The organism is Clavibacter sp. CT19 (assembly GCF_027858075.1).
In the GTDB taxonomy this organism is placed as follows: Bacteria; Actinomycetota; Actinomycetes; order Actinomycetales; family Microbacteriaceae; genus Clavibacter; species Clavibacter tessellarius_A.
On record NZ_JAQHYR010000016.1, the window covers coordinates 1 to 25,411 of the forward strand.

Below are 25,411 nucleotides of genomic sequence, written 5' to 3' on the forward strand. Positions count from 1 at the left end.
GCCAGAGAAGCCCCCCGGCGCCACCTCTCAGGAGGGGGTCGGGGGCTTCCCTGCGCTATCGCATGGCCTTTGCCAGCCGGACAGCTGTCGGAACGATATCCAACTCAAGCCGGGCTAGCACTTCTTGGAGCACGGACATCACTTCACGTCCTGCCCATGCGCCGACCGTGAATGTGACGCTTATGACGGCATTCTCGGGTGCTTCGATCGTGTATCTCGTACCAACCGTCTGAGTCGTGCCGTCGGCAGTCGTCACGGTCGCCTCAACGCTCTCAATGAACCACGAGGGGCCTCCCGGTACTCGAAGCTCAACCGTGCCGGTTGTAGTTCGGGTTGACGCCTTGAGCTCGTCATTCCGAGCTCTGGTCAGCGTCGTGAGATCGGGATCATCCTTGAGCGGGTCCCACCACGAGCTGAAGTCGGCCGACCTGTGCCCCTTGGTCTCTTCGTTAATGCTCCGACAAACGTTCGCGAGCCTGTCGAGCACGTATGGCAAGAGCAGGTTGAAGTCCTTCAAGTTGGGGCGCATCTGAGCTAGTTGGTTCATCTGAAACTTGGCGTCGGCCAGCGCCATGTACGTGCGAAGGAGCTCCATCGTCAGACTTCCGTGCAGTTCTCGCCGTAGGACGGGTGGCCGGCGAGGACGAAGCTGGTGCCGTCGGCTTCCATGATGGACACGTGGGTCACGCCGGGGATGCCCTTCGCCTGCTCGCAGAGGCCGAGAGCCTGCAGTGCTTCGGGGCTGCCGTCGTCTCCGCGGGGGTCGACGATCGTGGTGTCGAGCTGGATCCGGCCGGGCTCGGTCTCGGTGGCTGCGGTGACGGATCCGCCCACGAGGGCCTGTGCCGCGGTGGCGATCTCGGAGTCGGCTGCAGGTGCGGACGTCGCGGGGGCTGACGCAGCGGGTGCGGCCTCGGTTGAGCATCCGCTGAGGCCAGCGCCCAGCAGGAGCGCGAGGACTGGCAGGGCGAGGGCTGTACGGGTCATGGGTCCTCCTGGGTCGCGCCGAGCGTACGGAGCCGAGAGGCGCCGGCCCAGCCCCCCGTTCGGGCGGTCGCGGGCACTGTCAGGGATGACTATGTTCGCGACATGAAGCAAGCAGCGCTTGAGAGCGTGTTCCAGAAACTCCTGTCGAGCTTCGACGACCCCTCCTTGTTGATGCGAGACATCGTGAGTGGCGGATCAAATGCAAGCCACCGCTGGCTGGCCCCGTTTCTGCACTCCGTGGCAGCCTCTGCTGTGGAATCGGGAGAGGTTCAGTACAGCAAGGCCGTGCTGTTCGGTGAGGACGACGCGGAGAAGTTTGAGGGCAAGGCTGTCATCATCACTTCGCATGTAGTCGTGTCCGGATACTTCGAAGCTAAGCGAACGGCTCCGAAGCCGGATTTTAAGGTCCATGCATGGAACCTCGCCGCGATTGAGCGTATAGATGTTGAAGCTGTCAATCCCGCGACAAAGGAAGGTTCGACGGACCCGCGCCAGCAAGGATCTGCGATCTTCACGCTGCATATGCCAGCAGGGGTTCTCGTGCAGGTTCCGCCACGTGGCGGAACGGAAGAGCTCTGGGAGCCGAAAGCGCTGCAGGTGATGCCCAAGCTCCTCGCGGGTTCGAACCGCTAGCAAGGTAGGAGACCGCTAGTCGCTGGCGTCGTCCCGTAGCCCCCATGGGTATCCGTTGCGCCACACGCGCCGTGGAGGCGGCAGGGCGTCCCGGTGCTGCAGCCACCACGCGAACGCCGCCTCGGCACTGCTGCAGGGCCCGTTGGAGCCGTCGCCGAGTCGTGGCGTGAGGATCCATCCGTCCCAGTCGAGGACGAGCGTCGCGAGGTAGCGGCGGGACGGCCAGCCGGTCGACCGGTCCTGGATGCTCGCGCCACCCGGCGACGTCCGGTACAGCGCGGGCCCGTCAGGATCCGTGCGAGGCGTCGTGTCAGGGGAGTCGCGGCAGACCTTGTTTGTCATCCCAGGAGGCTACGTACGGGCGTCGACACAGGAGCCGGCGGTGCGGATGTGCACCAATATGATGCGTCTCGTTTCGGGCACTCTGGCGGGATGTCCTCCCTCGAGACCATCATCCAGAAGGTCATCCGTCTGGAGCTGCGGAAGTAGATGCCCGGCATCGTCGCGCTCGCTCTCGACGAGGATCGCCGAGCGCACCCTGAGACAGAGCAGACGTCCGCCGGAGCCATGCCCGAGCGTATGAGCGTCAAGCAGGCTGCGGCGGCTGCCAAGAGGCGCGAGGCGAAGATCCGCATGGCGCTCGACGTGCCGAGCCGCACGGCACCCAGCGCGTCGCCCGCGGCGAGGGGATGATCGAGCACCAACGCCTCCGGGCATCCGGTCCACGTTGCCATGGACAGCGCATTTCTCACGCAGGTCGGTCCGCTACGGGCGCTCTGCCAGTCAGAGCGCAAGCTGTTCGCCGGCAGAGCGGCTCAGGCGCGCCCGGCGCTCGCCGCTTGAGCCGGTTTCGCTGCCCACATTCTGCCCACAATCCGTGCGCACACCTGGTCATCAACCAGGTCCCTGGGTGATCACATAAGACCGTACCTATGGGGCTCACCGCAGCCCTCGCCACCCTGTGGCGGGCACGCGTTCGACTGAAAATCGAAAGGTCCGCGGATCGACGCCGCGTCCAGGCACCACCCGCCGGTCCCCGTCACAGACGTGAGGGCCGGCGTCCTCGTCTCATGGCCGTCCGCCGTGCGCCGTTCGCCGATCAGGCGTCGTCGGCCAGCGCATCCTCGAACCGGGCGAGCACCGCGTCCGAGAAGAGGACGAAGCGCACGAGCTCGATCCCGTCGGCCGCTCCCTCCGCGACGGCCGTGCGCACCGCGGCGACCGCCACCCGCGCCGCGTCGTCGACCGGCCAGCCGTAGACGCCCGCCGAGACCGCCGGGAAGGCCACGCTCCGGAGCCGCAGGGCGGCCGCGACCTCGATCGACCGGCGGTAGGCGCTCGCGAGCACGGCCGTGCGGTCCTCGGACCGCGACCAGACCGGGCCGACCGTGTGGATCACGTGGCGGGCGGCGAGCCGGAAGCCCGGCGTCGCGACGGCGTCGCCCGCGGGCAGGCCGTCGGGAAGGTCGTCCGCGCGGATCCGGCGGCAGGCGGCGAGGAGCTCCGGGCCGGCCGCGCGGTGGATGGCGCCGTCCACTCCCCCGCCGCCGAGGAGCGACGAGTTCGCCGCGTTCACGATCGCGTCCACGTCCTGTCGGGTGATGTCGCCGCGCACGGCCTCGATGTCGGTCATCCGTCCAGCCTGGCCCGAGCGGGTCGGATCAGCGCGGGGCGGCCTCGGGCGCCGGGGCGCGGCTCGCCGTCAGCCAGCGCGGGCCCTCGAGCGTCCAGCGCAGCGGTGAGCCGAGGACGGCGGCGCCGATGACCCGGCTCGCGACCGATGCGCGGCAAGCCCAGCAAGCGAGAGCCTCGGGCATCTGCCAGGACATGCAGCGAGTGCGTGGAGTAGCAGTGAGGCCCTCCACAGCCGAAATCCGCTCTAGACGCTCTCAGCTACGTGGCGTACTTTGCAGTTGTAAGTGCAACCCACCTAGGGTGGTGTGACGCGGCCGGGTGCCGCCGACCTGAGAGACAACCACATGAACACTCTAAGCACTACTCGTGACCTACCAATCACACGCGACCTACCCGTGACCGGGGCTGTCAGGGCGGACGCGAAGGCTGTAGTCGACAAGGTGCAGGACCGATCGATGAAGATCGTGACCATCCTCCTCGACGATGGCGAGCAGGTCCACGTCCCGTCGCACCTAGCTCGGTTGATCGTCGACATCGTGGAGAGTGCCGCTACAGGTGCAAACCTCGCAACCTCATCCCTTCCGGATGAGCTGACGACCACTGTGGCCGCTGACATCCTCGGCGTCTCGCGACCCACTCTGATGAAGATGATTTCTCGAGGCGAAGTGCCTTCGAAAAAGGTGGGCAGCCACACGCGCCTGATGCGCGAGGACGTCTTACGATTCCGCCGCGATCGGTTAGAGAAGCGCGAGGTGGCCGTGACTGCGCTCATGGACGCGGGAGCCGGCTTCGACTGACAAGCGCGCCTGAGGGAGGTACTCTACCTCTGTGCAAATCCAACGCGTCTTCGTCGATGCAAACGTCATCTTCAGCAGGACGCAACGGGACTGGTTGTTCATGCTGCGCGTGGAGACGGCCGGCATGTTTCAGTTACACACAACGGAAGACGTACTAGCCGAGGCCTTTAGCAGCCTCCGGGACAGCTATCCCGACATGAGCGGCGGGTCTATCACGGCTCTGAGGAAGCGCCTGATTGCGGCCCTGGACGAACTGGTGCCGGACTTCGATACCGACGTTCCGTACACGGGAAAAGATCCCGATGATCTTCACGTCCATGCGGCCGCCCTGGCCTGTCACGCGCACGTGCTGTTGACCGACGACGACGGGTTCGACCCGTCCGACGAAGACCCTTACGAGGTCTTCAAGTGCGACGACTTCTTCATCCTGATTGACGATTCAGCCCCATGGATGGTCCAACGTGTGGTTCAGAAAATGAACGAGTACTGGTCCGGCAAGCCAGGCGGCGGCAAGGGGTCGCTTGCCAAGCGGCTGAGAGATGCTGACTGCCCTCAGTTTGCTGCTCGCGTGGACCGGCACCTGCGCACTATAAGCGGAGCAAAGCGCCGCTGAATCCGAAGGTTTGAGAGGACGCTAGGCCAAGCTGGCCCTGCCCACCCTCTGCCCGCTACGGACGGGCCGTGATATCGCCGCGCACGGCCTCGGGCGCCGGGGCGCGGCTCGCCGTCAGCCAGCGCGGGCCCTCGAGCGTCCACCGCAGCGGCGAGCCGAGGACGGCGGCGCCGATGAGCCGGCTCGCGACGACCACGGGCACGAGCAGCGCGATCGGCAGGATCGCGCCCCAGGCGTACGTGTGCTCCCGGAGCAGCGGCACCAGGCCCGCGAGCTTCAGCGCCGCGCTGAGCGCCGAGACCAGGAAGATGTGGAAGACGTACACGGGCAGGGTCTGCCGGCCCACCCAGCGGAGCGCACGCGACAGCGGGTTCGCCATGCCGGCCACGGCGAGCACCTGGTTGCTCGCGAGGAGCGCGACGCCGGCGATCGCGAAGGTCAGGACGGGCCCGTGCCCGGTCGCGCTGAGGAGCGCGAAGACGCCGGCGTACGCGAGGATCCCCGCGGCGGCGGTGACGAGGGTCGCGCGCCGCATCAGGGCGAGCCACGCGTCGCGGCCCACGACGCCGGCGAAGAACCAGACGAGGTTCGCCGCGACGGAGCCGGCCTTCACAGCGTCCAGCGGCTCGGTGAGCAGGCCCGCGGTGAGCGGCTTGAGGGCGGGCGCGGCGAGGGCGAGGGCCGCGAACGCGACGAGCGCCCACGCCCGATGCCGGCCGAGGAGGCGCGTGCACGCCCAGGCGATGACGAAGAAGACCGGCAGCGCCCAGAGGTACCAGTACGACGTCGGCAGAGCGACGCTCAGGAGCAGCTGCCCGGGCGTGGGGGCCTCGCCGCCGCCGCGCGCCTGCGGGACGAAGAGGCGGGCGAGGAAGAGGAGCGTCCAGATCGCGTAGACGGAGAGGATGCCGAGGGTCCGGCCGCGCGTCTGCGCGAGCGGGCGGCTCACGGCGCGCATCGCGAGGAAGCCGGAGATGAAGAAGAACAGGGGCATGCGGAGAGGCGCGAACGCGGCGCTCACGTCCCACCACAGGGCGGCGGGACCCTCGTTGACCTCGTTCTCGAACATGAGGGACAGGTGCAGCAGGACGACGAGCACCATGCAGGCGCCCTTGCCCGCATCGATCCACTCGAAGCGGGGGCGGGCGGCGGCATCGGGCGCGGACGCGGGACGGAGGGCGGAGTCCGAGCGCGCGCGGGAACGCGGGCTCATGGAGGGGAGGGCCATGGCTCATCTCTGGGGCGCCTGGGCGGGAGCGGGCGACACCTGCGGGCGGCGCGGGTTCGGGTCCGCTGATCGTATCCCCGGGTCGGCGGGTGCGGCCTCCCCCCGAGCGGGGCACGGGGATCCCCCGCGCGGACGACGCTGTCCGGCGGGCGGCGACCGGAACCGTTCGGGTCGGCTCCGGGCGCATCGGTCAGGTTCGGAAGCCGGGGGAACCCGGATGGGCCGATCCGCGATCGCCGGCCCGGGACGGCTCCCGGCGGCCCGTCATGTCCTGGGGCGCCCCGGCGCGGCCTACGCGGCGGCGGCGCGGGGATACTGGAGGTGTCGGTGATCCTCGCGGCCGGCGCCGACAGGAGTCCCATGGCCACGCCCGCATCCCGCCCCGCACCCGAGCGCATCGACGGCTACATCGCGCTCCGCAGCTACGCCGCCATCGGGGACGGGCGCACCGTCGCGCTCATCGCGGAGGACGGCGACATCGACTGGCTGCCCCTGCCCGACCTGCACACCCCGCCCGCGTTCGCGGCGATCCTCGACGCCCCGCACGGCGGACGCATCACCCTGCGACCCGACGAGGACTTCGAGGTCAGCCGCGCGTACGTCTCCGGCACCAACGTGCTCACCACCACGTTCACCACGGCGTCCGGCAGCGTGCGCGTCACCGATGCGCTCGTCACGGGCGTCGCCGGGCGGCTGCCGTGGGCGGAGCTCGGGCGGCGCGTCGAGGGGCTCACGGGCGAGGTCGCGATGAGCTGGCTCGTGGCGCCCGGCACCGCGCTCGCCACCTCGTCGCCGTGGGTGCAGTCCACGTACAACGGACCGGTGATCCGCGTCGACGGCGTGACGCTCGCCGTCGTCGGCCTCGACCACGGGCCGGCCGAGCCCGGCACCCAGTCGGTCTCGGGCGCGTTCACCACGGCGGAGGGGTCGCGGCACGTGATCACGCTCGTGGGCACCGAGCGGGAGCCCGTGCGGATCCCGAACCCGGAGATCGTGGACGAGGGCATCGACCGCACCATCCGCAACTGGGAGCAGTGGAGCACCGAGTTCCGGTACGAGGGCGAGTGGTCCGACCAGGTGCAGCGCAGCGCGCTGGCGCTGAAGCTGCTCGTGCACGCGCCCACCGGGTCCATCGCCGCGGCCGCCACCACCTCGCTGCCCGAGCGCATGGGCGGCGGCAAGAACTGGGACTACCGCTTCGCCTGGGTGCGCGACCTCGCGTACACGGTGAACGCGCTGGTGAAGTTCGGGCTCCGCGAGGAGACGCACGCGGCCGTCTCGTGGATGCTCCGCACGATCCGCGACAACGGCCCCGAGCTGCACGTCTTCTACTCGCTCGAGGGCGGCGTGCCCGAGGGCAGCTCGAACCCCGAGGTGCCGGGCTGGCGCGGCGTCGGCCCCGTGGTGGACGGCAACGACGCGCAGGCGCAGCTGCAGCTCGGCGTGTTCGGCGACCTCTTCGACGTCGTGCGCACCTACGTGCGCGACGGCAACGTGCTCGACGCCGACACCGGCCGCCTGCTCGCGACCTTCGCCGACCGCGCCTGCGACATGTGGCAGAAGCGCGACGCCGGCATGTGGGAGCTCGAGGACGAGCAGCACTACACGACCTCCAAGCTCGGCTGCTGGCAGGCGCTCGACTGCGCCGTCGAGCTGGCCGAGGTGGGGCAGATCCCTGGCGTGCCGGACCGGTGGCGGGCCGAGCGCGACCGGATCCGCGCCTGGGTCGAGGAGGAGTGCTGGGACGAGGGCCGCGGCGCCTACGTGATGCACCCGGGCAGCCAGCGGCTCGACGCGAGCATCCTGCTGCACTCGATCTCCGGCTTCGACCGCGGCGAGCGCATGTCCCGCACCCTCGACGCCCTCCGCTCGGAGCTCGGCCGCGGCCCGCTCCTCTACCGCTACTCCGGCATGCCCGAGGAGGAGGGCACGTTCACCGCATGCGCCTTCTGGATGGCGGGCGCGCTCGCGTGCGTCGGGCGCATCGACGAGGCCCGCGAGCTCATGGACCAGCTCGTCGAGCTCGGCAACGACGTGGGCCTCTACTCGGAGATGATCGACGCTGACGACCACGCGTTCCTCGGCAACCTGCCGCAGGGGCTCAGCCACCTGGCGCTCGTGAGCGCCGCGCTGACGATCGAGGAGCTGTCGGGCGGGAAGGCCCGCTCGACGCGGACGCCGCGCGCGAAGCGGTAGGTAGCGGGCGGGCGCCCGGCGACGTCGGCCGCGCGGGCGCCGACCCGGTCGGTGTCGACCCGGCGGGCTCCGTCCGGCGTCAGGCGCGCGGGCGCATCGGCCCCGCGAACTCCGTGCGGACGCCGCGGGAGAAGAGCACGGAGTCGGGCGCGCGGTCGACGATCCCGGGGAGCCCGGCGGCCGCGACCAGCTCGTCGTCGAGGTCCACCAGCTCGGCGCGCTCCAGGGTCCACGCGTCGTGCGTGTTCGGCCAGTAGCGCGTGACGCCGCCGCGGGCCACGTGCATGCCCCAGCGCGCGGTGAGGAAGTCGGCGAGCGGATCGCCCTCCACCTCCTCGCCGAGCGGACGGACGGAGATGCGGGACGACGGGCGCGCGCCCGTATGCCGGCGCGACGTGTACGTGACGACGCCGTCCTGCTCGGCGTGCGTCATCGACGCCCACATGTACGGGAGGCCGAGGCCGACGCGGGCGCCGATCACCGGCAGGAGCTTCGCGGCCTCGAGGGAGCGGAAGACCACGCCGCGGCGGCCGTCGTCGCCGACGCTGTAGAGCCGCACGTTGAGCTCGGCGAAGGTGCCGGCCCACGGGACGGCGGGCAAGGGCGGGAAGGCGCTGCGCGACAGGACGAACGGGATGAGGCCGACCCAGCTGGATCCGTCGTGGACGTCGGGGCGCGTGCCCGGCGGGAGGAGCGGGGCGACGAGCGCCGGATCCACGCGCCAGTGCACGAACGCGAGGTCGCTCCAGAGCTGGCGGATGACCGCGCGGCCGGGGAGGTCGGGCGCGGCGGCGGAGATCGGGTCCGCGGGGCGCCTCACGAGGCGCTCCCCGGGCGGCCGGCCTGGCGGATGACGTCGATGAGGCCGCGGCGCATCTCCTCGGAGCGGGCGATGCCGGGGACGACGTCGCGCTCGAGGTCCTGCGCGCGGGCCCACGCCTCGGCGCCGGCCTCGGTGCGGGCGACGACGTGACGGCGGCGGTCCCGCGGATCCGGCGCGCGCGACACGAGGCCCTCCCGCTCCAGCCGCTCGAGCGTGCGCGACATGGTCTGCGTCTCGACGTGCGCGGAGCGGGCGAGCTGGATCTGGCTGAGCGGCCCGTCCCGCAGCAGGTGCAGCGCGATGAGGCCCGCGTGCGTCACGCCGAGCGTGGTGAGCGCCTCCGCCCACGCGTGCTCGACCGCGCGCGCGGCCGTGGACAGCAGCCGGCCCGTGGGCCAGCTCGCGAGCTCGTCCTCGGCGGACATCCCTCCGGCCATGGGCGACACCTCCTGCTACAGTGATCGTCAGCAGGCTGACTATCTGCCTGCTGACAATCCCATCGTAGAGGAGCAGGCCGCATGGGCACCATGAAGGACGTCGTCCGTCAGATCGTCGTCATCTCGAGCATGGCGTTCGCCGTCATCGGCTCGGCGTTCGGCTCGGGCGCCTTCAGCGACCAGAGCATCCAGACCGCGTCGAGCGGCGCGCTCAGCGCGAGCTACACGCCCGTCGCCCCCGCGGGTCCGGCCTTCTCGATCTGGAGCGTCGTCTACCTCGGGCTCGTCGCGTACACGGTCTGGCAGGCGCTCCCCGCCCAGCGCGCCGACGAGCGCCAGCGCCGCGTCGGCTACCCGGTCGCGGTGACGCTCGTGCTCAACGCCGTGTGGATCCTCACCGCCCAGGCCGGCTTCCTCGTGCTGAGCGGCGTGGTCATCGTGGCGCTGCTCGCGACGCTGATGTGGGTCTTCCGCGCGCTGATGACGTCGCGCCCGCGGACCGCCGTCGAGGGCGTGGTGCTCGACGGCACGATGGGCCTCTACCTCGGCTGGGTGAGCGTGGCGTCGATCGCGAACATCGCGTCGATCCTCCGGGCCTCCGGCGTCGAGCCGGGCACGACCGGGCGCGACGCGTGGGCCGTGGCCCTGCTCGCGGTCGCGGGCGCTGTGGGCGTCGTGCTCGCGCTCCGCGACGGCGGGCGGCTCGCGCCGTCGGCCGCGATCGCGTGGGGCCTCGCCTGGGTGGCCGTCGGCCGCCTCACGGGCGAGCTGCTGTCGACGCCCGCCGCGATCGCCGCGATCGTGGCCGCGGCGGCCGTCGTGGTCGTGACGCTCGTCGCGCGCGGCCGCGCCGGGTGGACCGGCCGGGTCGCCGGTCGCCCCGCGGTCGCCGCCAGCTAGCCAGCGCGGGTCAGCCCGCCGCCGCGTCCCGGTACGCCCGGTCGGCCGCGTGCTTCGCGGCCACCAGGCGCGCGATGCGGCGGTCGGTGTCGGCGTCCGGACGCGTGAGCTCCGGGTGCGCGGCCCGGAACGCGACGATGCCGCGCACGGCCAGGTGGAACGGGATCCGCGGCTGGAACGCCGGGACGAGCCGCCGGATCCGGGTGGTGTCGAAGACCGCGCTGTGCGAGAGGTCGCCCACGACGAGCTCGGACCAGCCCCAGTCGGGCTCCACGACGGGGAACTGCTCGGCGGGCACGTGCGCGATGCGCGCCTCGACGCCGAGGGCGTCGGCGACGAGGTGGTGGATCCGGTCCCACGTCATCACGTCGTCGCTCGTGATGTGCAGCGCCTCGCCCGTGGCGCGCTCGTCGCCGAGGATCCCGACGAGGCCGACCGCGAAGTCGTCGGCGTGCGTGAGCGTCCAGAGTGAGGTGCCGTCGCCCGGGACCACGACCTCCTCGCCGCGCGCGATGCGGTCGACCACGGTCCAGTCGCCCGCGAGCGGCGGGCTCGCCTCGTCGTAGGTGTGCGACGGGCGGACGATGACGACGGGGAAGCCGCTCGTCGCGTGGTGCAGGAGGAACGCGTCCTCCATCTGGATCTTGTCGCGCGCGTAGGAGAGGAACGGGTTCGCCCGCAGCGTCGACTCGGTGATGGGCGTCTGCAACGCGGGCTTGCGGTAGATCGACGCCGAGCTGATGGCGACGAACTGGCGGGTGCGGCCGGCGAACACGTCGACGCGGCGGTCGGCGCCCGCGGCGTCGAAGGACAGGAAGTCGACGACGGCGTCGAAGGACCGGTCGCCGAGCGCGGCGCGGAGGGCGGCGGGATCCGTGACGTCCGCGACGAGCGGCGTGACGCCCGCGGGGAGCCCGCGGCCCTTCGCGTCGCCGCCGCGCGTGACGACCGTCACGTCGTGGCCCGCGGCGATGGAGGCCCGGACGCACGCGGCGCTGATGGTGCCCGTCCCGCCGAGGTAGAGCACGGACAGGGTGGCGGCACCTGGGGTCATGGGGTCCTCGTCGTCGAAGCGGGGGCGCCGGTCGGATCCGCGCCCTGCGTGCACGCTACGCCCGCGTCGGCCCCTCCCCACCCGCCGCCGAGGGGGAAAGGTTGCGGACATCCGGGGCGCGGTGGACGCCCGTCGCGCCGCCCGCGTAGGTTCCTCGCGACCGCACCGACGCACCGCCAGCGGCTCGCGTCGACCCGCCCGCGGCGGCCGTCGCCGGGCGCGTGGCGCCGACCCCACGAGAGGCACCCATGCCCGCGACGCCCGCCGACCGCCGACCGACCCGCATCCCCGACGCCCGCCGGGCGGAGGCCGTCATCACCGTCCGGGGCGCCGACGGGCGGCCGCTCGCCCACGCCGATGTCGAGGTGGAGCAGGCGTCGCAGGAGGTGGCGTTCGGCAACATCGCCTTCGACCTCATCCCGCTCGCGAACGGCGAGACGGATCCGGACGCCCCCGGCGTGGAGACCTTCGGCGGCGCCCGACTCGAGGGCCTCGAGCGGCTCGCGGAGCAGTGGCTCGCGCTCTTCGACACCGCCACGCTCCCCTTCTACTGGGGCCGGTTCGAGCCCGTGCGCGGGCGGCCCGACACCGCGCGCCTCCTCACGACGGCGCGCTGGCTCCGCGAGCGCGGCATCGCCGTGAAGGGGCACCCGCTCGTCTGGCACACCGTGACCGCACCGTGGCTGCTCGACCTCCCGCTCGACGAGGTGGAGCGCGTGCAGCGGGAGCGGATCCGGCGGGACGTCGGCGACTTCGCCGGCGTGATCGACACGTGGGACGCGATCAACGAGGCCGTGATCATGCCCGTGTTCGACCGCGAGGACAACGGCATCACGCGCCTCGCCGCCGACCGGGGCCGGCTCGCGATGGTGCGCCTGGCGTTCGAGGAGGCGCGCGCCGCGAACCCGGACGCGACACTCGTGCTCAACGACTTCGACCTCTCGCCCGCGTACGAGCGGCTCATCGAGGAGGTGCTGGACGCGGGGATCCGGGTCGACGCCATCGGGCTGCAGACCCACATGCACCAGGGCTACCGCGGCGAGGAGGAGGTGCTCGGCATCGTGGACCGGTTCGCGCGCTTCGGGCTGCCGATCCACATGACCGAGACGACGCTGCTGTCGGGCGACCCGATGCCGCCCGAGATCACCGACCTCAACGACTTCCGGGTCACGAGCTGGCCGTCCACGCCCGCGGGCGAGGAGCGGCAGGCGGACGAGATCGAGCGGCACTACCGCTCGCTCGTCGGGCACCCGGCCGTCGCGGCCATCACCTACTGGGGCCTCACCGACGACGGGATGTGGCTCGGCGCTCCCGGAGGCCTGGTGCGCGCGGACGGCACGCCGAAGCCGTCGTACGAGGCGCTCCGCCGGCTCATCCGCGAGGAGTGGCGGCTCGCACCCGCCACGATGCGGACGGACGCGGAGGGCCGCGTGCGCGTCACCGCGTTCGCGGGCGGCGTGCGGGTGGCGCACGCCGGGCGGGAGGCCGTGGTGCCCGTGGCGGCGGGGGCGACGGAGGCGGCGGTGACGCTGGGGTAGCTCGCGGAGCGGCCCGACCCCCGAAGGGGGACGGGCGACACGGCTCAGGCTGCGTTTAGCATTGCCGGAGTCACCACGAGGTGTTCTCCCGTCGTACCCGCGACGGTCACTCCCGGACGAGGCCCACCCAGCCGCCGCCCACCACGGAGCCACGCACCCGACGAGGTCTTCCCGGACCGCGTCGCACCCCGCACCACCCACCTGTAACCCGAAACGCAGGCACACACCCGATGAACCCGTCATCGGCGCTGGTCCGTACCCGACGGCCGCGCCTCCCCGCATCCGACCGACCCCGCATCCCCCGACCGCTCCCCGCGCTGCCCGCGCTCCCCGGCACGCGATGAGCACCACCCGGAACCGTCCCGCGACCCGGGGCGGCGGCACCCGCGTGCGCCCGGAGCGGCGTTCCGCGCACCGCCCGATCATCGGATCCGGCGTCGCGGCCGCCCCGCCGCTCACCCTCTCGGGCCGTCGCTGGGCGCGCGACTACCGCACCCGCCTCATCGCCTCCGACTGGGCGATCATCATCGCGACCGTGCTCGTCGCGCAGCTCACCCGCTTCGGCACGGGCGACGCGGCCGTCGACGCCGGATCCCTGCAGCTCGACTACGGCATCGTCTCGGTGATCGTCGTGGCCGCGTGGATCGCCGTGCTCGGCGCCTTCCGCACCCGCGACGCCCGCATCGTCGGGGTCGGCGTGGCGGAGTACAAGCGGGTCGTCAACGCGTCGGCCATCACCTTCGGGGCGCTCGCGATCGCGTTCCTCCTCCTCGAGGTCGACATCGCCCGCGGCTACGTCGTGCTCGCGTTCCCGCTCGGCGTGATCGCGCTGCTCGTGGCGCGGTGGAGCTGGCGCCAGTGGCTCATCCGCCGCCGGGTGCAGGGCGACCACCTCTCCCGCGTGGTCGTCGTCGGCACGCGCGCCGACGTCGAGGACGTGGCCGAGCAGATCCTGCTCCGCCCCGGGTCCGGCTACACGGTCGTCGGCGTCGCCATCGACGAGCACCTCGACGGCCTCGACATCGTCGGCCGCCGGATCCCCGTCGTCTCGGACCTCGGCTCCGTCGCCGCGGCCGCCTCCCGCACCGCCGCCGACGCCGTCATCGTCGCCAGCCAGCCGCGCGCCGGCAGCAACGCGGTGCGCACGCTCGGCTGGGAGCTCGAGGGCTCGTCGATCGAGCTGGTGCTCGCGTCGCGTCTCACCGACGTGGCGGGCCCGCGGATCCACTTCCGCCCGGTGGAGGGCCTGCCGCTCATCCACGTGGAGATCCCGCAGTTCGAGGGCGGGAAGCACGTGCTGAAGCGCGCGCTCGACATCGCGGTCTCCGGCCTCGCGCTCGTGGTGCTCGCCCCCGTGATGCTCGTCATCGCGGTCGTCGTCCGCCTCGACAGCCCGGGCGGTGCGATCTTCCGCCAGGAGCGCGTCGGCAAGGCCGGTCGCGAGTTCCACATGCTCAAGTTCCGCTCGATGCGGGCCACCGCGGAGGCGGAGCTCGCGGCGCTCGCCGCCGCGAACGAGGGAGCCGGCCCGCTGTTCAAGCTGCGGGAGGACCCGCGCGTCACCCGCGTGGGCGCCGTGCTCCGCCGGTACTCGCTCGACGAGCTGCCGCAGCTGTGGAACATCCTCGTCGGCGACATGAGCCTGGTGGGCCCGCGCCCGCCGCTGCGCCGTGAGGTGGAGGGCTACGAGAGCCACGTGCACCGCCGTCTGTTCATCAAGCCGGGCCTCACCGGCATGTGGCAGGTGAACGGCCGGAGCGACCTGAGCTGGGACGAGAGCGTCCGGCTCGACCTGTACTACGTCGAGAACTGGTCCCTGACCGGCGACGTCATGATCATGTGGCGCACCTTCCGGGTGCTCACCCGACCCGTAGGGGCGTACTGAAATGTCTGTCATCGAACCGCGTCGACTCCGCATCGCCATGGTCGGGACCCGGGGGGTCCCCGCCGCGTACGGCGGATTCGAGACCGCCATCGAGGAGATCGGGCAGCGGCTCGCCGCCCGCGGCCACGACGTCACCGTCTACTGCCGCTCGGCGAACCGCTCGCGCCCGCGCACCCACCTCGGCATGACGCTCGTGCACCTCCCCGCGCTCAAGACCAAGTCGATCGAGACGCTCAGCCACACCGCGCTGTCCGCGATCCACCTGGCCCTCGGCAGGCGCCAGGACGCGGCCTTCGTGTTCAACGCCGCCAACGCGCCGTTCGTGCCGATCATCCGCTCGCGCGGCACGGCCACGGCCGTGCACGTCGACGGCCTCGAGTGGAAGCGCGGCAAGTGGGGCCGCATGGGCAAGAGGTACTACCGCGTCGCCGAGCAGATGTCCGTGAAGGGCGCCGACGCGCTCATCTCCGACGCGCAGGGCATCGCCGACTACTACGACCACGAGTTCGGGATCCCGACCGAGCTCCTCACCTACGGCGCGAACGTCCTGCGCGATCCCGCGAGCGACCGCCTCGCCGAGCTCGGCCTCGAGGCCGGCCAGTACCACCTCGTCGTGGCGCGCTTCGAGCCGGAGAACCACGTCGACGTCATCGTCGACGGGTACGCCGCGTCCGACGCGACCCTGCCGCTCGTCGTCGTCGGATCCGCGCCGTACTCCGCCGCGTACACCGACCGCATCGAGCGGGTCGCCACCGCCGACCCGCGCATCCAGCGCCTCGGCGGCGTGTGGGACCAGGAGCAGCTCGACCAGCTCTACGCGCACGCGCTCACCTACATCCACGGCCACTCCGTCGGCGGCACCAACCCGTCGCTGCTGCGCGCCATGGGCGCCGCGACCGCGACGCTCGCGAACGACAACGTGTTCAACCGCGACGTGCTCGGCGAGGACGGCCGCTTCTGGTCGGACGCCGCCGGCGTGGCCGCGCTCGTCGAGGGCGCCGAGGCCGCCGCGGAGGAGGCCGTCGCGATCGGCCGCCGCCTGCAGGAGCGCGCCGAGGAGACCTACGACTGGGACGCGATCGCCGACGGCTACGAGGAGCTCGCGGCCCGCATGACGCGCGGCTACTCGACGCACGGGATGAGCCGCGGCGTCCGCTCGGCCACCCGCTGGGAGCCGGAGCTCCGCGCGACCGACGCGAGCCGCACCTCCTTCCTCCTGGAGGAGAGCCGATGAGCGCCCCGACCGCGACCGACCCGCGCGCCGAGTCCTACGCCGACGTCGTCCGCCGCCTGGCGAGCGCGCAGAAGAAGGCCGCCCGTGGCGCGCCCGCGTACTCGATCCGCGTCAACCGGCCGGCCGGGCGGCTGCTCGCCGCGTGGGCGTACCGGGCGGGGCTGACCCCGAACCAGGTGACGGGCATCAGCGCCGCCTTCACGTTCACCGGCATCGCCCTGATCGCGCTGGTGCAGCCGGCCGCCTGGCTCGGCATCGCCGTGTGGCTGCTGCTCGCGGTGGGCTACGCGTTCGACTCGGCCGACGGCCAGGTCGCCCGGCTCCGCGGCGGCGGCTCGCTCGCGGGCGAGTGGCTCGACCACGTCGTCGACTGCATCAAGATCTCGTCGCTGCACCTCGCGGTGCTCGTGTCGATGTTCCGCTGGCCCGCGACGGACGCCGACGCGTGGCTCCTGGTGCCCGTGGCGTACGCGATCGTGGCCGCCGCGAGCTTCTTCGCGATGATCCTCAACGACCAGCTGAAGCGCGTCCACCGGGTCTCCGGCGCCCCGGCACCCGAGGCCGGGCGCTCGACCCTGCTGCGCTCGCTGCTCGTGATCCCCACCGACTACGGCTTCCTCTGCATCGTGTTCGCGCTGCTCGGGGCCCCCGTGGTGTTCCTCGCGGTCTACGCGCTGATGATGCTCGCCAACGCCGGGCACCTCGCGCTCGCGTCGGTGAAGTGGTTCCGCGACATGGGCGCGCTCGACGCGCGCCGTGCCGAGGCCGCCGCGTCGGCCGCGTCCGCCGCGTCGGCCGCTCCCGCCGGTCCCGCCGCCTCGGCCGGTCCCGCCGCCTCGGCCGGTCCCGCCGCCTCGGCCGGTCCCGCCGCCCGGGTGACCGCGTGACCGCGCCCGCCGACGTCCACCGGGCGCTCGCCGAGGCCGACGAGGCGGAGGCGGACCTCCGCGGCCGCACGATCCTCGTCGCCCACCCGAGCGCCGAGCTGTACGGATCCGACCGGGTCCTGCTCGAGAGCGTCGCGGGCCTCGTGGCCGCCGGCGCCCGCACCATCGTGACCCTGCCGTCCGACGGCCCGCTCGTCGACGCGCTCACCGGCGTCGGCGCGGTCGTGCACCACGCGCCCACGCCCGTGCTCCGGAAGGCGATGCTGCGCCCGCGCGGCTTCGCGTCGCTCGTCGGCCAGTCGGCGCGCGGGCTCACCGCGGGCATCCGGCTCGTGCGCCGCACCCGCCCCGACGCCGTCTACGTGAACACCGTGACGATCCCGCTGTGGATCCTCGTGGGCCGTCTCACGCGCCGCCCGGTCCTGGCGCACGTGCACGAGGCCGAGGGGTCCGCGTCGCGCGCCGTCGGCACCGCGCTCGCCCTCCCCCTCCTGCTCGCGACGCGCGTGGTGGCGAACAGCCGCTACAGCGTCGAGGTGCTCGGCCGCGCCCTCCCCCGGGTCGCGCGTCGGGCCGTGGTCGTGCACAACGGCGTGCCCGGCCCCGCGGCTCCCGTCCCCGCCCGCGACGCGCTCGACGGCGGGCTGCGCGTGCTCTACGTCGGCCGGCTCTCCGACCGCAAGGGCGTGGACGTGGCCGTCGAGGCGATCGTCGAGCTCCGCGACCGCGGCGTGCCTGCCACGCTCGACGTGGTCGGGGCCGTGTTCCCCGGCTACGAGTGGTACGAGGAGCAGCTGCGCACCATGATCCGCGTGCTCGGGCTCGACGCGCTCGTCACGCTGCACGGCTTCCACCCCGACGTCACCCCGTACATGGCCGCCGCCGACGCGTGCGTCGTGCCCTCCCGGGTGGACGAGCCGTTCGGCAACACCGCCGTCGAGGCGCTGCTGGCCGCGCGGCCCGTGGTGGTCAGCGACACCTCCGGCCTCCGCGAGGCCGCGGGCGGGTACGAGTCGGCGCGGCTGGTGCCGCCGTCGGACCCGGCCGCGCTCGCGGACGCCCTCCAGGACATCGCGTCGGACTGGGACGCGTACCGCGCCCGGGCCGCCCGCGACCGCTTCCGCGCCGAGCACCGGCACGGACCAGCGCTCTACCGGCAGCGCATCGCGCGGTCGGTGGCCGGGATGCTCGGCGCCGCCACCCGGCGCTGAGCGCGCGCCGGTCCCTCCCGCAGGGGCGGGCCGGCGCCCGCCCACGCCCGCCGGGAAGCGGGCCGCACGCACGACCACGACACGACCACGACACGAGAGACAGGGGGGCGGGCACATGGATCCGCACGACTACTGGACAGCGCTGCGCCGACGATGGATCTCCATCCTGGCGCTGACGCTCGTCGGCGGCGGCGCCGGGTACGGCTACGCGACGACGCTCGCGCCGAGCTACCGCTCCACGAGCAGCGTGTTCGTCTCGAGCACGCAGGGCGCCACGACGACCGAGCTCGTGCAGGGGTCGACCTTCTCGCAGAACCTGGTGCAGTCGTACGCGCAGCTCGCGACGACGCCCGCGGTGCTCGCGCCGGTGATCGCGCGCCTCGGCCTCGACACCACGCCGAACGCCCTCGCCCGCGCCGTCACGGTGGACACGCCCCTGAACACGGTCATCATCGACGTGTCCGTGACCGACGGCTCACCCGAGGAGGCCGCGCGCCTCGCCGACGCCGTGAGCGACTCGCTCGCGGACGTGGCGGGCGGCCTCGCCCCCGCGACCGGATCGGGCGACCCGTCGATCTCGCTGACGACCGTCGCCGAGGCCCAGGTGCCCCGCGCGCCCGTCAGCCCGAACACGCGCCTCATCGTGCTCACCGGGCTCCTCGCGGGCCTCGCCGCCGGGGTGCTCCACGCGCTCGGCCGGCAGCTGCTCGACACGCGGATCCGCACCGAGCGCGACGTGGAGCGCGTGACCGACGCGCCCGTCATCGGCTCCGTGCAGCGCCGCGAGCGCGGTGCCGGGATCACGCTCCTGGCGGCCCCGCGCAGCTCGGCCGCCGAGGGCTACCGCCGGATCCGCGCCAACCTCGAGTTCGCCGACGTCGACACCCCGATCCGCTCCCTCGCGATCACCAGCGCGCTCCCCGGCGAGGGCAAGACCACCACCGCCGTGAACCTCGCCCTCGCGCTCGCCGAGCACTCGACGCGCGTGCTCCTCGTGGACGCGGACCTCCGCCGCCCGACCGTCGCGCAGACGACGGGGCTCGAGGGGGCCGTCGGCCTCACCACGGTGCTCGTCGGCGGCGCCAGCCTCGACGACGCCGTCCAGGGCTGGGCGGGCGGCGTCGACGTGCTCGCCGCGGGCGCCGTGCCGCCGAACCCGAACCAGCTCCTCGGATCCGCCGCGATGGCCGCCCTCATGGCGGAGCTCCGCGGGCGGTACGAGTACGTCGTGCTGGACACGCCGCCCATCCTCCCGGCCGCCGACGCGCTGACGCTCGCGCACCTGACGGACGGCGCGCTCCTCGTGACGCGCGTGCGCGCCACCCGGCGCGGGCAGCTGGCCGAGGCCGCCGACGCGCTCGACGGCGTGCACGCGCGGACCCTCGGGGTCGTGCTCACGCGCGTCGCGCCCGCGCGCCACTCCTCCTACTACGGGCCGGATGCGGAGACGGGGGCCGAGGACCTCGTGCCCGTCGCCCCCGCCGCCGTCGCGACCGACGCGTCGCGCGGCGTGCCGCTCGCGCCGGTCGTGTCCGCCCACTCGGTGACCGCCCGCACCGCCGGCACCGACGCGACGGAGGGCGCGCCCGGCACCCGCGCCGGCGGCAGCCGGACCCACGCGCGATGAGCGGCCTCCGCGTCCCCGCGCTCCGGTCGACGCGCGTGCGGCTCTACGAGTCGCTGCGCACCGCCCACCTGGAGCGCGCGCACGAGCTCGCGCCCGCCAGCATCGTCTACCGGGTCACGCGGTACGACTTCGACGCCGACCTCGCGCAGGGCCTCGACCTCGTGCAGGCGGGCCGGATCCGCACGGCGCTCGTCCTCCTGCGCTCCGACGTGCGGATCCTCGAGGTGAACGAGCCCCTCATGCTCTCGAGCCTCCCGGCCACGGCCGCCGCCCTCGCCGCCGTGGGCGTCCGCCGCCTGGTCGGCGGGCCCCGCGTCGAGGTCGTGACGTACGCCATCGGCAACGCCGACCCGTTCCCGGCGCCCGTCGGAGCGCGCCTGCGATCGCGCGTCCGTCGCGCGGGCGAGCGCGTGCTCGCCCGCGCCGTGATGCGCCGCGTCGACCGCGTCGTCTACGGCACCGACGGCGCGCGCGACACCTACCTCGCCGTGCTCGGCGGATCCCGTCCCGGCGTGCCCGCCGCGCTCGTGCCCGCGCTGCCCGCGCGCCACGACCACCGGAATCCCGCGCCCGTCGCCGACAGCGCCGTCTTCGTGGGCGCGCTCAGCGAGCGCAAGGGCATCCGCGTGCTCCTGGCCGCCTGGCCCGCCGTGCGCGCGGCCCGCCCCGGCGCCGTGCTGCGCGTGCTCGGCAAGGGCCCGCTGCAGGAGGAGGTCGAGCGCGCCGCGGCCGCGGATCCCAGCATCGTGCTCGAGGTCGACCCCGGCCGCGACCGGATCCACGCCGCCCTGCACGCCGCCTCCGCGCTCGTCCTCCCCTCGCAGCCCAGCCCGACGTGGCGCGAGCAGGTGGGCCTGCCGATCGTCGAGGGCCTCTCGCACGGCTGCACGATCGTGACCACCGAGGAGACCGGCCTCGCGCCGTGGCTCCGCTCGCGCGGGCACGGCGTCACGACCGACCCCTCGTCCCCCGCCGAGCTCGCCGCCACCCTCGCCGCGGTGCTCGGCCACCCCGTCGACCCCGCCGCCGTGCTGGCCGCGCTGCCCGCGCGCGATGGGCGCCTCGCGGCGGACGACGTGCTGTTCGGGACCGCGCCCGCCTCCGCTGCCGCTGCCGCTGCCGCTGCCGCCGCCCGCGTCCCGGAGCGCGCGTGAGCGGCGGGCGCGGCGCGACCGGCCGCCGCACCCCGTCGCTCGCCTCCGCCATCGGCTCCACCGCGGCCGTGAAGGTCGGCGTCATGGCGCTCTCCGGCGTGCTCGGGATCCTCACGAGCCGCATGATCATCCAGTCCTTCGGCACCGACGCCTACGCGCAGTACGGCCTGCTGAGCACGTTCCCCACGCTGCTGCCGTTCGCCGACCTCGGCATCGCGGCCGTCGTGATCAACGCGGTGTCGGGGTCGAGCGCCCCGCGCACCGACGACCACGTGAAGCGCGCCATCGTCACGGCGTTCCGCATCCTGCTCGTCTCGGGCGGGATCATCGCGCTCGTCTCCCTCGCGATCACGCTGCTCGGCTGGTGGCCGGCCCTCCTCGGCGAGGGGCTCATGTCGGGCGGCGACGAGATCGCGGCGTTCCTGTGCCTCGCGGTGTTCGGGCTCGTGATCCCGCTCACGGTCGGCCAGCGGATCCTCGTGGGCCTCAAGATGACGAACGTGCAGGTCGCCAGCCAGGCGGTCGTGGCGCCGCTGATGATCCTCGTGATCGGCGCGTTCGTCGTGCTCGCGGTGCCCGCCGGGACCTACCTCGCGGTCGTGTCGTACGGCGCGAACGCCATGGTCTCGGTGATCTGCCTGGTGGTCGCGGCGCGCGCCCTCCGCCCGCAGCTGGGCCAGGCCGTGCGCGCCATCCCCCGCATCCGCAGCTACCCCGGCGTGCCCGCGATCGGCCTCGCCTGGCCGATGCTCGTGCAGATGGTCGCGCTGCCGGTCGCCATGCAGACGGGCCGCCTCCTCCTCAGCCACCTGGCCGGGCCGGACGAGCTGGCGCAGTACAACCTCGCGTCGCAGCTGTTCGGCATCGTGCTGCAGACCATCGCGGCCGCGGGCCTCGCGCTCTGGCCCGTGTACGCGAGCGCCCGGTCGGCGTCGCGCGTGGAGTCGCCCGCGGCGCCCACGCTGTGGTTCCTGCTCGGCGGCCTGCTGCTCGGCGGCGCGCTCGCGGGGGCCTCGCCGTGGATCGCCGCGTTCGTCTCCGGCGGCGCGATCACGCTGCCCCTGCCGCTCGTGATCGCGTTCGTCGTGTTCGTGGCGCTGCAGGCCGCGAAGTACCCGGCCGGCATGTACATGACGGACAAGCGCGGGCTGGTGTTCCAGGTCGTGCCCGTGCTCGTCATGGTGCCGCTCAACCTCGGGCTGTCCTGGTGGATGATCGGCGTGGCCGGCGCGGCCGGGCCCGTCATCGGCTCGTGCGTCGCCGTGGCGCTCTGCCAGGTGATCCCGAACCTCGTCTACGTGTCGCGGGACCTCACGCGGCGTCGCGCGGAGGCGGCCGCGGTCGCCGACGGGTCGCGCGACGAGGAGGGGGACGACCGCGACGATCCCACGGTCGACGCGGAGTCCGCCACGGCATCCCGCACCACGAGCGCGGGCTCGCCGCTCTGACCCGGGCGCCGGCGCGACGGCGCCCGCCGCCGGATCCGCGCCGCGGCCCGCCGCACCCGACCGCACCTCCCGAACGCCCCGCCCCGCCCCGCCTGAGAAGGACACGATGCCCGCCTCCCGCCCCCGCCCCGCCGTCGAGGTCCTCTTCCCGGTCGAACGCGACCTGCCCCGCTGGCGCGCGCGCCACGCGGCCGACGAGGTCCCCGGCGAGTGGCCGTACGGGCTCGACGCCCTGCGCTCCCACGACGCCGACGTGACGATCGCCGCGCTCCGGGTGCCCGGCCGCGTCGACGCGCTTCGCGACCGGATCCCCGCCCTCCGCCGCCGCCCGGCGCGCCCCGCGGATCCGGCCGCCCGCGACATCGGCATCACCTGGGATGAGAACGCCGCCCGCCGCATGCTCCTCACCCGCCCGCACCGGGAGATGTACACGGGCGTGATCTGGGTGACCGACATGCTCGCCCGCGGCACCGGCGGCGACCTCGGCCGGATGCGCGACGTGCTGCGCCGCATGGACGGCCTCTGGGTGCTCAGCCGCGGCCAGGTGGATCCGCTGCGCGAGTTCGTCGGACCCGACGGCCCGCCCGTGCGCTTCTGCGCGTTCGGCGTCGACGAGTCCTTCTACCCCGCTCGTCCGTCGGCCGACCGCCCGTGCGTCGTCAGCGTGGGCGGCGACCGCGACCGGGATCCCGCCACGCTCTTCCCCGCGCTCGCGCGCGTGCACGCCGCGGTGCCGGAGGCCGAGATCGTCGTGCAGAGCGCCTCCGACCTGCCCGCGCCGGAGGGCGTCCGCAAGTTGCCGTACTTCACGCACGGCGAGCTCGCCGACCTCTACGCGCGCGCGAGCGTCGTCGCCGTGGCCACCCGCGACAACCTGCACGTGTCGGGCATGACCGTGAGCCTCGAGGCCATGGCGACCGGACGCCCCGTGGTCGTGACGGGCACGCCCGGCACGGACGACTACGTCGTGCCCGGGCGCACGGGCGTCATCACCCCCGTCGGGGATCCGGAGGTGATGGCGGACGCCGTGATCGGCCTGCTCCGCGACCCGGCGCGCGCCCGGGAGCTCGGCGCCGCGGGCCGCCGCGAGGTGGAGGCGCGCCTCACGACGCGGCACCTCGTGGCCGGCCTCGCCGACCTGCTCGAGCTGGGGCCGGCCGCACGCGGCTGACGCGCCCGGGGCGGGCGCGCCCCGGGATCAGCCCCGGCCGGCCCGCCGCCGCAGCTCGGCGCGCGCGATGCGGTCCCCGTCGCGGAGCCCCCGGAGGCCCGCCGTGAGCGGCGCCCGCGACGCGAGCAGCTGCCGGCGCCCGCCCTGCAGCAGGATCTCCCATGCCACCCGCGGCGCGTTCCGCCGCCAGGCGCGGAGGTCGGCGGTGTCGAGGTGCCGCGCGGCGAAGAGCATCCGGTTGCGGATGTTGTGGAAGTAGTAGACCGGCGACTTCGCCTGGCCCGCGGACTGCCCGGCGGCGCCCTGCGTGCCGCCCTCGGCGTGCACGGCCTCGACCTCGTCGAGCAGCGCGAGCCGCCCGCCCGCCGCGACGACCCGGTGGGACAGGTCGACGTCCTCCCAGTACAGGAAGTAGGCGTCGTCGAACCCGCCCGCCCGCTCGAACAGCGCCACGGACAGCAGCAGGCACGCGCCGCTCAGCCACGGCTCGATGCGCCGGGCCGTGCCCTCCACCCGGCGGCGGCGAGACCGGATCCGGCCGTCGTCGAGGTAGAGGTCGCTCCCGGCGGACCACAGCGACCCGTCCGGGCGGAGGATGCGCGGCGCGACCATGGCGTCGTCGTCCGCGATCGACGCGGCCAGCAGCGCGGCCACGGCGTCCGCGGCGATGAGCGCGTCGGGGTTGAGGAGCAGCACGTGGCTGCGGCCGATCGCGGAGGCCCGCGCGACCCCGCGGTTCATCCCGGTGCCGAAGCCCTCGTTGCCGTCGGGCAGCTCCAGGTGCCAGCCCTCGGCGTCCGCGAGCCGGGTGACGGCCGCGCGCTCGGCGCCGGTGCTGAGGTTGTCGACCACCACGACCGCGAGCTCGGGACGGGCGCGCGACAGGGGCGCGAGGTTCGTGGCGAGCAGGTCGTGGGAGCCGTAGTTGACGACCACGACGGCCAGCGGGGCGAGGGACGCGAACGTCATCGCGGGTCCTTCCGGGTCGGCGACCCGGGGCGCACGCGCGCCGGGGTCGCTGGGATGATGGGGGGATGAGCTCCGACGCCGTCGCCGACCCCCGCCGCACCGACGCCGAGGGGGCCGGGGCCGCCGGGGACGCCGCCGCCGCGGACGCTGCCGCCGAGGACGCCGACGGGCCCACCGCCGACGGGCTGCCGACGCTGGTAGTCGCGGTGCTCACCTACCGCCGGCCGCGCGACATCCGCGCCCTGCTGCCGATGCTCGTGGACGAGGCCCGCGGGGCGGCGGGCGCGACGTCGGCCGCGCGCATCGTGGTGGTCGACAACGACCCCGACGCGGGCGCCCGCGACGTCGTCGCGGAGGCGGCGGCGCAGGCCGCGTCCGCCGGCGTCGACGTCGCCTACGCGCACGAGCCGGAGCCCGGCATCTCCGCGGGCCGCAACCGCGCGCTCGACGCGGCGCCGCACGACGACCTGCTGGTCTTCATCGACGACGACGAGCGCCCGGCGCCGGGCTGGCTCGACGCCCTGCTGGCGCTGCAGCGGGAGACCGGCTGCGCGGCGGTCGCCGGGCCCGTGGAGTCGCGCTTCGAGGTGGAGCCCGACGCGTGGATCCGCGCGGGCCGCTTCTTCGAGCGCCGCCGCCCCGCGACGGGCACGGTGCTCGAGGTCGCGGCGACCAACAACATCCTCCTCGACCTCCGACGCGTGCGCGCCTGGGGCCTCCGCTTCGACACGGGCTTCGGCGCCACGGGTGGCGAGGACACGCTCTTCACGCGCGCGGTCGTCGCGCACGGCGGCCGGATGCTGTGGGCCGCCGACGCACGCGTGCTCGACATCGTGCCGCGCGCCCGCGTGACGCACCGCTGGGTGGTGCTCCGGGCGATGAGCAGCGGCAACAGCTGGAGCCGCACGACGCTCGCGCTCGCGGGATCCGGCCGGGAGCGCGCCGTCGCGCGGGCGACCCTCACGGCGCGCGGCGCGGTGCGGA

General features: G+C 73.7%; 25 protein-coding genes. 16 read left to right on the forward strand and 9 right to left on the reverse strand.

From position 1 onward, the window contains the following. Positions 1-55 precede the first annotated feature (55 nt). Complete coding sequence (locus tag PED38_RS15580) at positions 56-595, reverse strand: hypothetical protein (protein ID WP_270981909.1); 540 nt, start codon at positions 593-595, stop codon at positions 56-58. Positions 596-597: 2 nt separating this feature from the next. Then, the gene (locus PED38_RS15585) at positions 598-987 is read right to left on the reverse strand and encodes a hypothetical protein (protein ID WP_270981910.1); all 390 of its coding nucleotides are present in this window, start codon (positions 985-987) and stop codon (positions 598-600) included. Between the two features lie 102 nt (positions 988-1,089). On the opposite strand from PED38_RS15585, the gene PED38_RS15590 reads away from it, so the two are divergent. Beyond that, positions 1,090-1,620: a hypothetical protein gene (locus PED38_RS15590; protein WP_270981911.1), complete on the forward strand. Its 531-nt coding sequence runs from the start codon at positions 1,090-1,092 to the stop codon at positions 1,618-1,620. 15 nt (positions 1,621-1,635) lie between these two features. Here PED38_RS15590 and PED38_RS15595 read toward each other — a convergent pair whose 3' ends face one another. Continuing rightward, positions 1,636-1,962, reverse strand: a complete 327-nt coding sequence (locus tag PED38_RS15595) for a hypothetical protein (RefSeq protein ID WP_270981912.1) — start codon at positions 1,960-1,962, stop codon at positions 1,636-1,638. A gap of 147 nt (positions 1,963-2,109) precedes the next feature. Here PED38_RS15595 and PED38_RS15600 point away from each other — a divergent pair, with 147 nt between their 5' ends. Further along, positions 2,110-2,313 carry a hypothetical protein gene (locus PED38_RS15600; RefSeq protein ID WP_270981913.1) on the forward strand — a complete coding sequence of 68 codons (204 nt, stop codon included), beginning with the start codon at positions 2,110-2,112 and terminating at the stop codon, positions 2,311-2,313. Between the two features lie 406 nt (positions 2,314-2,719). Here the strand turns inward: PED38_RS15600 and PED38_RS15605 are convergent, their stop codons facing one another. Continuing rightward, positions 2,720-3,253 (reverse strand): O-acetyl-ADP-ribose deacetylase, encoded by a 534-nt coding sequence (locus PED38_RS15605; protein WP_270981914.1) that lies wholly within the window; start codon positions 3,251-3,253, stop codon positions 2,720-2,722. Positions 3,254-3,710: 457 nt separating this feature from the next. Between PED38_RS15605 and PED38_RS15610 the strand changes: the two genes are divergently transcribed. Continuing rightward, positions 3,711-4,052: a helix-turn-helix domain-containing protein gene (locus PED38_RS15610; RefSeq protein ID WP_270981916.1), complete on the forward strand. Its 342-nt coding sequence runs from the start codon at positions 3,711-3,713 to the stop codon at positions 4,050-4,052. Positions 4,053-4,083: 31 nt separating this feature from the next. Further along, positions 4,084-4,665, forward strand: a complete 582-nt coding sequence (locus tag PED38_RS15615; RefSeq protein ID WP_270981917.1) for a PIN domain-containing protein — start codon at positions 4,084-4,086, stop codon at positions 4,663-4,665. A 55-nt stretch (positions 4,666-4,720) separates the two neighbouring features. Here PED38_RS15615 and PED38_RS15620 read toward each other — a convergent pair whose 3' ends face one another. Continuing rightward, positions 4,721-5,893 (reverse strand): acyltransferase family protein, encoded by a 1,173-nt coding sequence (locus tag PED38_RS15620; RefSeq protein ID WP_270981918.1) that lies wholly within the window; start codon positions 5,891-5,893, stop codon positions 4,721-4,723. Between the two features lie 360 nt (positions 5,894-6,253). Between PED38_RS15620 and PED38_RS15625 the strand changes: the two genes are divergently transcribed. Continuing rightward, a complete protein-coding gene (locus tag PED38_RS15625; RefSeq protein WP_270981920.1) occupies positions 6,254-8,089 on the forward strand; it encodes a glycoside hydrolase family 15 protein in 1,836 nt (611 codons plus the stop codon). 79 nt (positions 8,090-8,168) lie between these two features. On the opposite strand, the gene PED38_RS15630 is transcribed toward PED38_RS15625, so the two are convergent. Continuing rightward, positions 8,169-8,909, reverse strand: coding sequence for a YqjF family protein (locus PED38_RS15630; RefSeq protein WP_063071111.1), 741 nt, complete (start codon positions 8,907-8,909; stop codon positions 8,169-8,171). After that, positions 8,906-9,349, reverse strand: a complete 444-nt coding sequence (locus tag PED38_RS15635) for a MarR family winged helix-turn-helix transcriptional regulator (RefSeq protein ID WP_063071110.1) — start codon at positions 9,347-9,349, stop codon at positions 8,906-8,908. Before PED38_RS15635 ends, PED38_RS15630 begins: the two co-directional genes overlap by 4 nt. A gap of 81 nt (positions 9,350-9,430) precedes the next feature. Between PED38_RS15635 and PED38_RS15640 the strand changes: the two genes are divergently transcribed. Further along, positions 9,431-10,249, forward strand: a complete 819-nt coding sequence (locus PED38_RS15640; RefSeq protein ID WP_270981921.1) for a TspO/MBR family protein — start codon at positions 9,431-9,433, stop codon at positions 10,247-10,249. 10 nt (positions 10,250-10,259) lie between these two features. Here PED38_RS15640 and PED38_RS15645 read toward each other — a convergent pair whose 3' ends face one another. Continuing rightward, positions 10,260-11,303: an NAD-dependent epimerase/dehydratase family protein gene (locus PED38_RS15645; RefSeq protein WP_270981923.1), complete on the reverse strand. Its 1,044-nt coding sequence runs from the start codon at positions 11,301-11,303 to the stop codon at positions 10,260-10,262. A 248-nt stretch (positions 11,304-11,551) separates the two neighbouring features. Between PED38_RS15645 and PED38_RS15650 the strand changes: the two genes are divergently transcribed. From PED38_RS15650 to PED38_RS15690, 9 genes are all read left to right on the forward strand, one after another. Further along, entirely contained in the window at positions 11,552-12,841 is a 1,290-nt protein-coding gene (locus PED38_RS15650) for an endo-1,4-beta-xylanase (RefSeq protein ID WP_270981924.1), read from the forward strand. A 340-nt stretch (positions 12,842-13,181) separates the two neighbouring features. Continuing rightward, a complete protein-coding gene (locus PED38_RS15655) occupies positions 13,182-14,726 on the forward strand; it encodes a sugar transferase (protein ID WP_063071106.1) in 1,545 nt (514 codons plus the stop codon). 1 nt (position 14,727) lies between these two features. Continuing rightward, positions 14,728-15,960 carry a DUF1972 domain-containing protein gene (locus tag PED38_RS15660; RefSeq protein WP_270981926.1) on the forward strand — a complete coding sequence of 411 codons (1,233 nt, stop codon included), beginning with the start codon at positions 14,728-14,730 and terminating at the stop codon, positions 15,958-15,960. Further along, on the forward strand, positions 15,957-16,847 hold the full coding sequence (locus PED38_RS15665; RefSeq protein ID WP_270981927.1) for a CDP-alcohol phosphatidyltransferase family protein: 891 nt from the start codon (positions 15,957-15,959) through the stop codon (positions 16,845-16,847). The genes PED38_RS15660 and PED38_RS15665 overlap by 4 nt, the downstream gene beginning before the upstream one ends. Then, entirely contained in the window at positions 16,844-18,058 is a 1,215-nt protein-coding gene (locus PED38_RS15670; protein ID WP_063071104.1) for a glycosyltransferase, read from the forward strand. Before PED38_RS15665 ends, PED38_RS15670 begins: the two co-directional genes overlap by 4 nt. Positions 18,059-18,173: 115 nt before the next feature. Next, a complete protein-coding gene (locus PED38_RS15675; RefSeq protein WP_063071103.1) occupies positions 18,174-19,685 on the forward strand; it encodes a polysaccharide biosynthesis tyrosine autokinase in 1,512 nt (503 codons plus the stop codon). After that, complete coding sequence (locus PED38_RS15680) at positions 19,682-20,839, forward strand: glycosyltransferase (RefSeq protein ID WP_270981928.1); 1,158 nt, start codon at positions 19,682-19,684, stop codon at positions 20,837-20,839. Before PED38_RS15675 ends, PED38_RS15680 begins: the two co-directional genes overlap by 4 nt. Next, positions 20,836-22,287 (forward strand): polysaccharide biosynthesis protein, encoded by a 1,452-nt coding sequence (locus PED38_RS15685; RefSeq protein ID WP_270981929.1) that lies wholly within the window; start codon positions 20,836-20,838, stop codon positions 22,285-22,287. Before PED38_RS15680 ends, PED38_RS15685 begins: the two co-directional genes overlap by 4 nt. 106 nt (positions 22,288-22,393) lie before the next feature. Further along, complete coding sequence (locus PED38_RS15690) at positions 22,394-23,458, forward strand: glycosyltransferase family 4 protein (RefSeq protein WP_270981931.1); 1,065 nt, start codon at positions 22,394-22,396, stop codon at positions 23,456-23,458. 27 nt (positions 23,459-23,485) lie between these two features. Here the strand turns inward: PED38_RS15690 and PED38_RS15695 are convergent, their stop codons facing one another. Beyond that, positions 23,486-24,427 (reverse strand): glycosyltransferase family 2 protein, encoded by a 942-nt coding sequence (locus PED38_RS15695; protein ID WP_270981933.1) that lies wholly within the window; start codon positions 24,425-24,427, stop codon positions 23,486-23,488. 65 nt (positions 24,428-24,492) lie between these two features. On the opposite strand from PED38_RS15695, the gene PED38_RS15700 reads away from it, so the two are divergent. Continuing rightward, positions 24,493-25,411: glycosyltransferase family 2 protein (locus PED38_RS15700; RefSeq protein WP_270981935.1), on the forward strand; the 919-nt coding region annotated here is incomplete at its 3' end.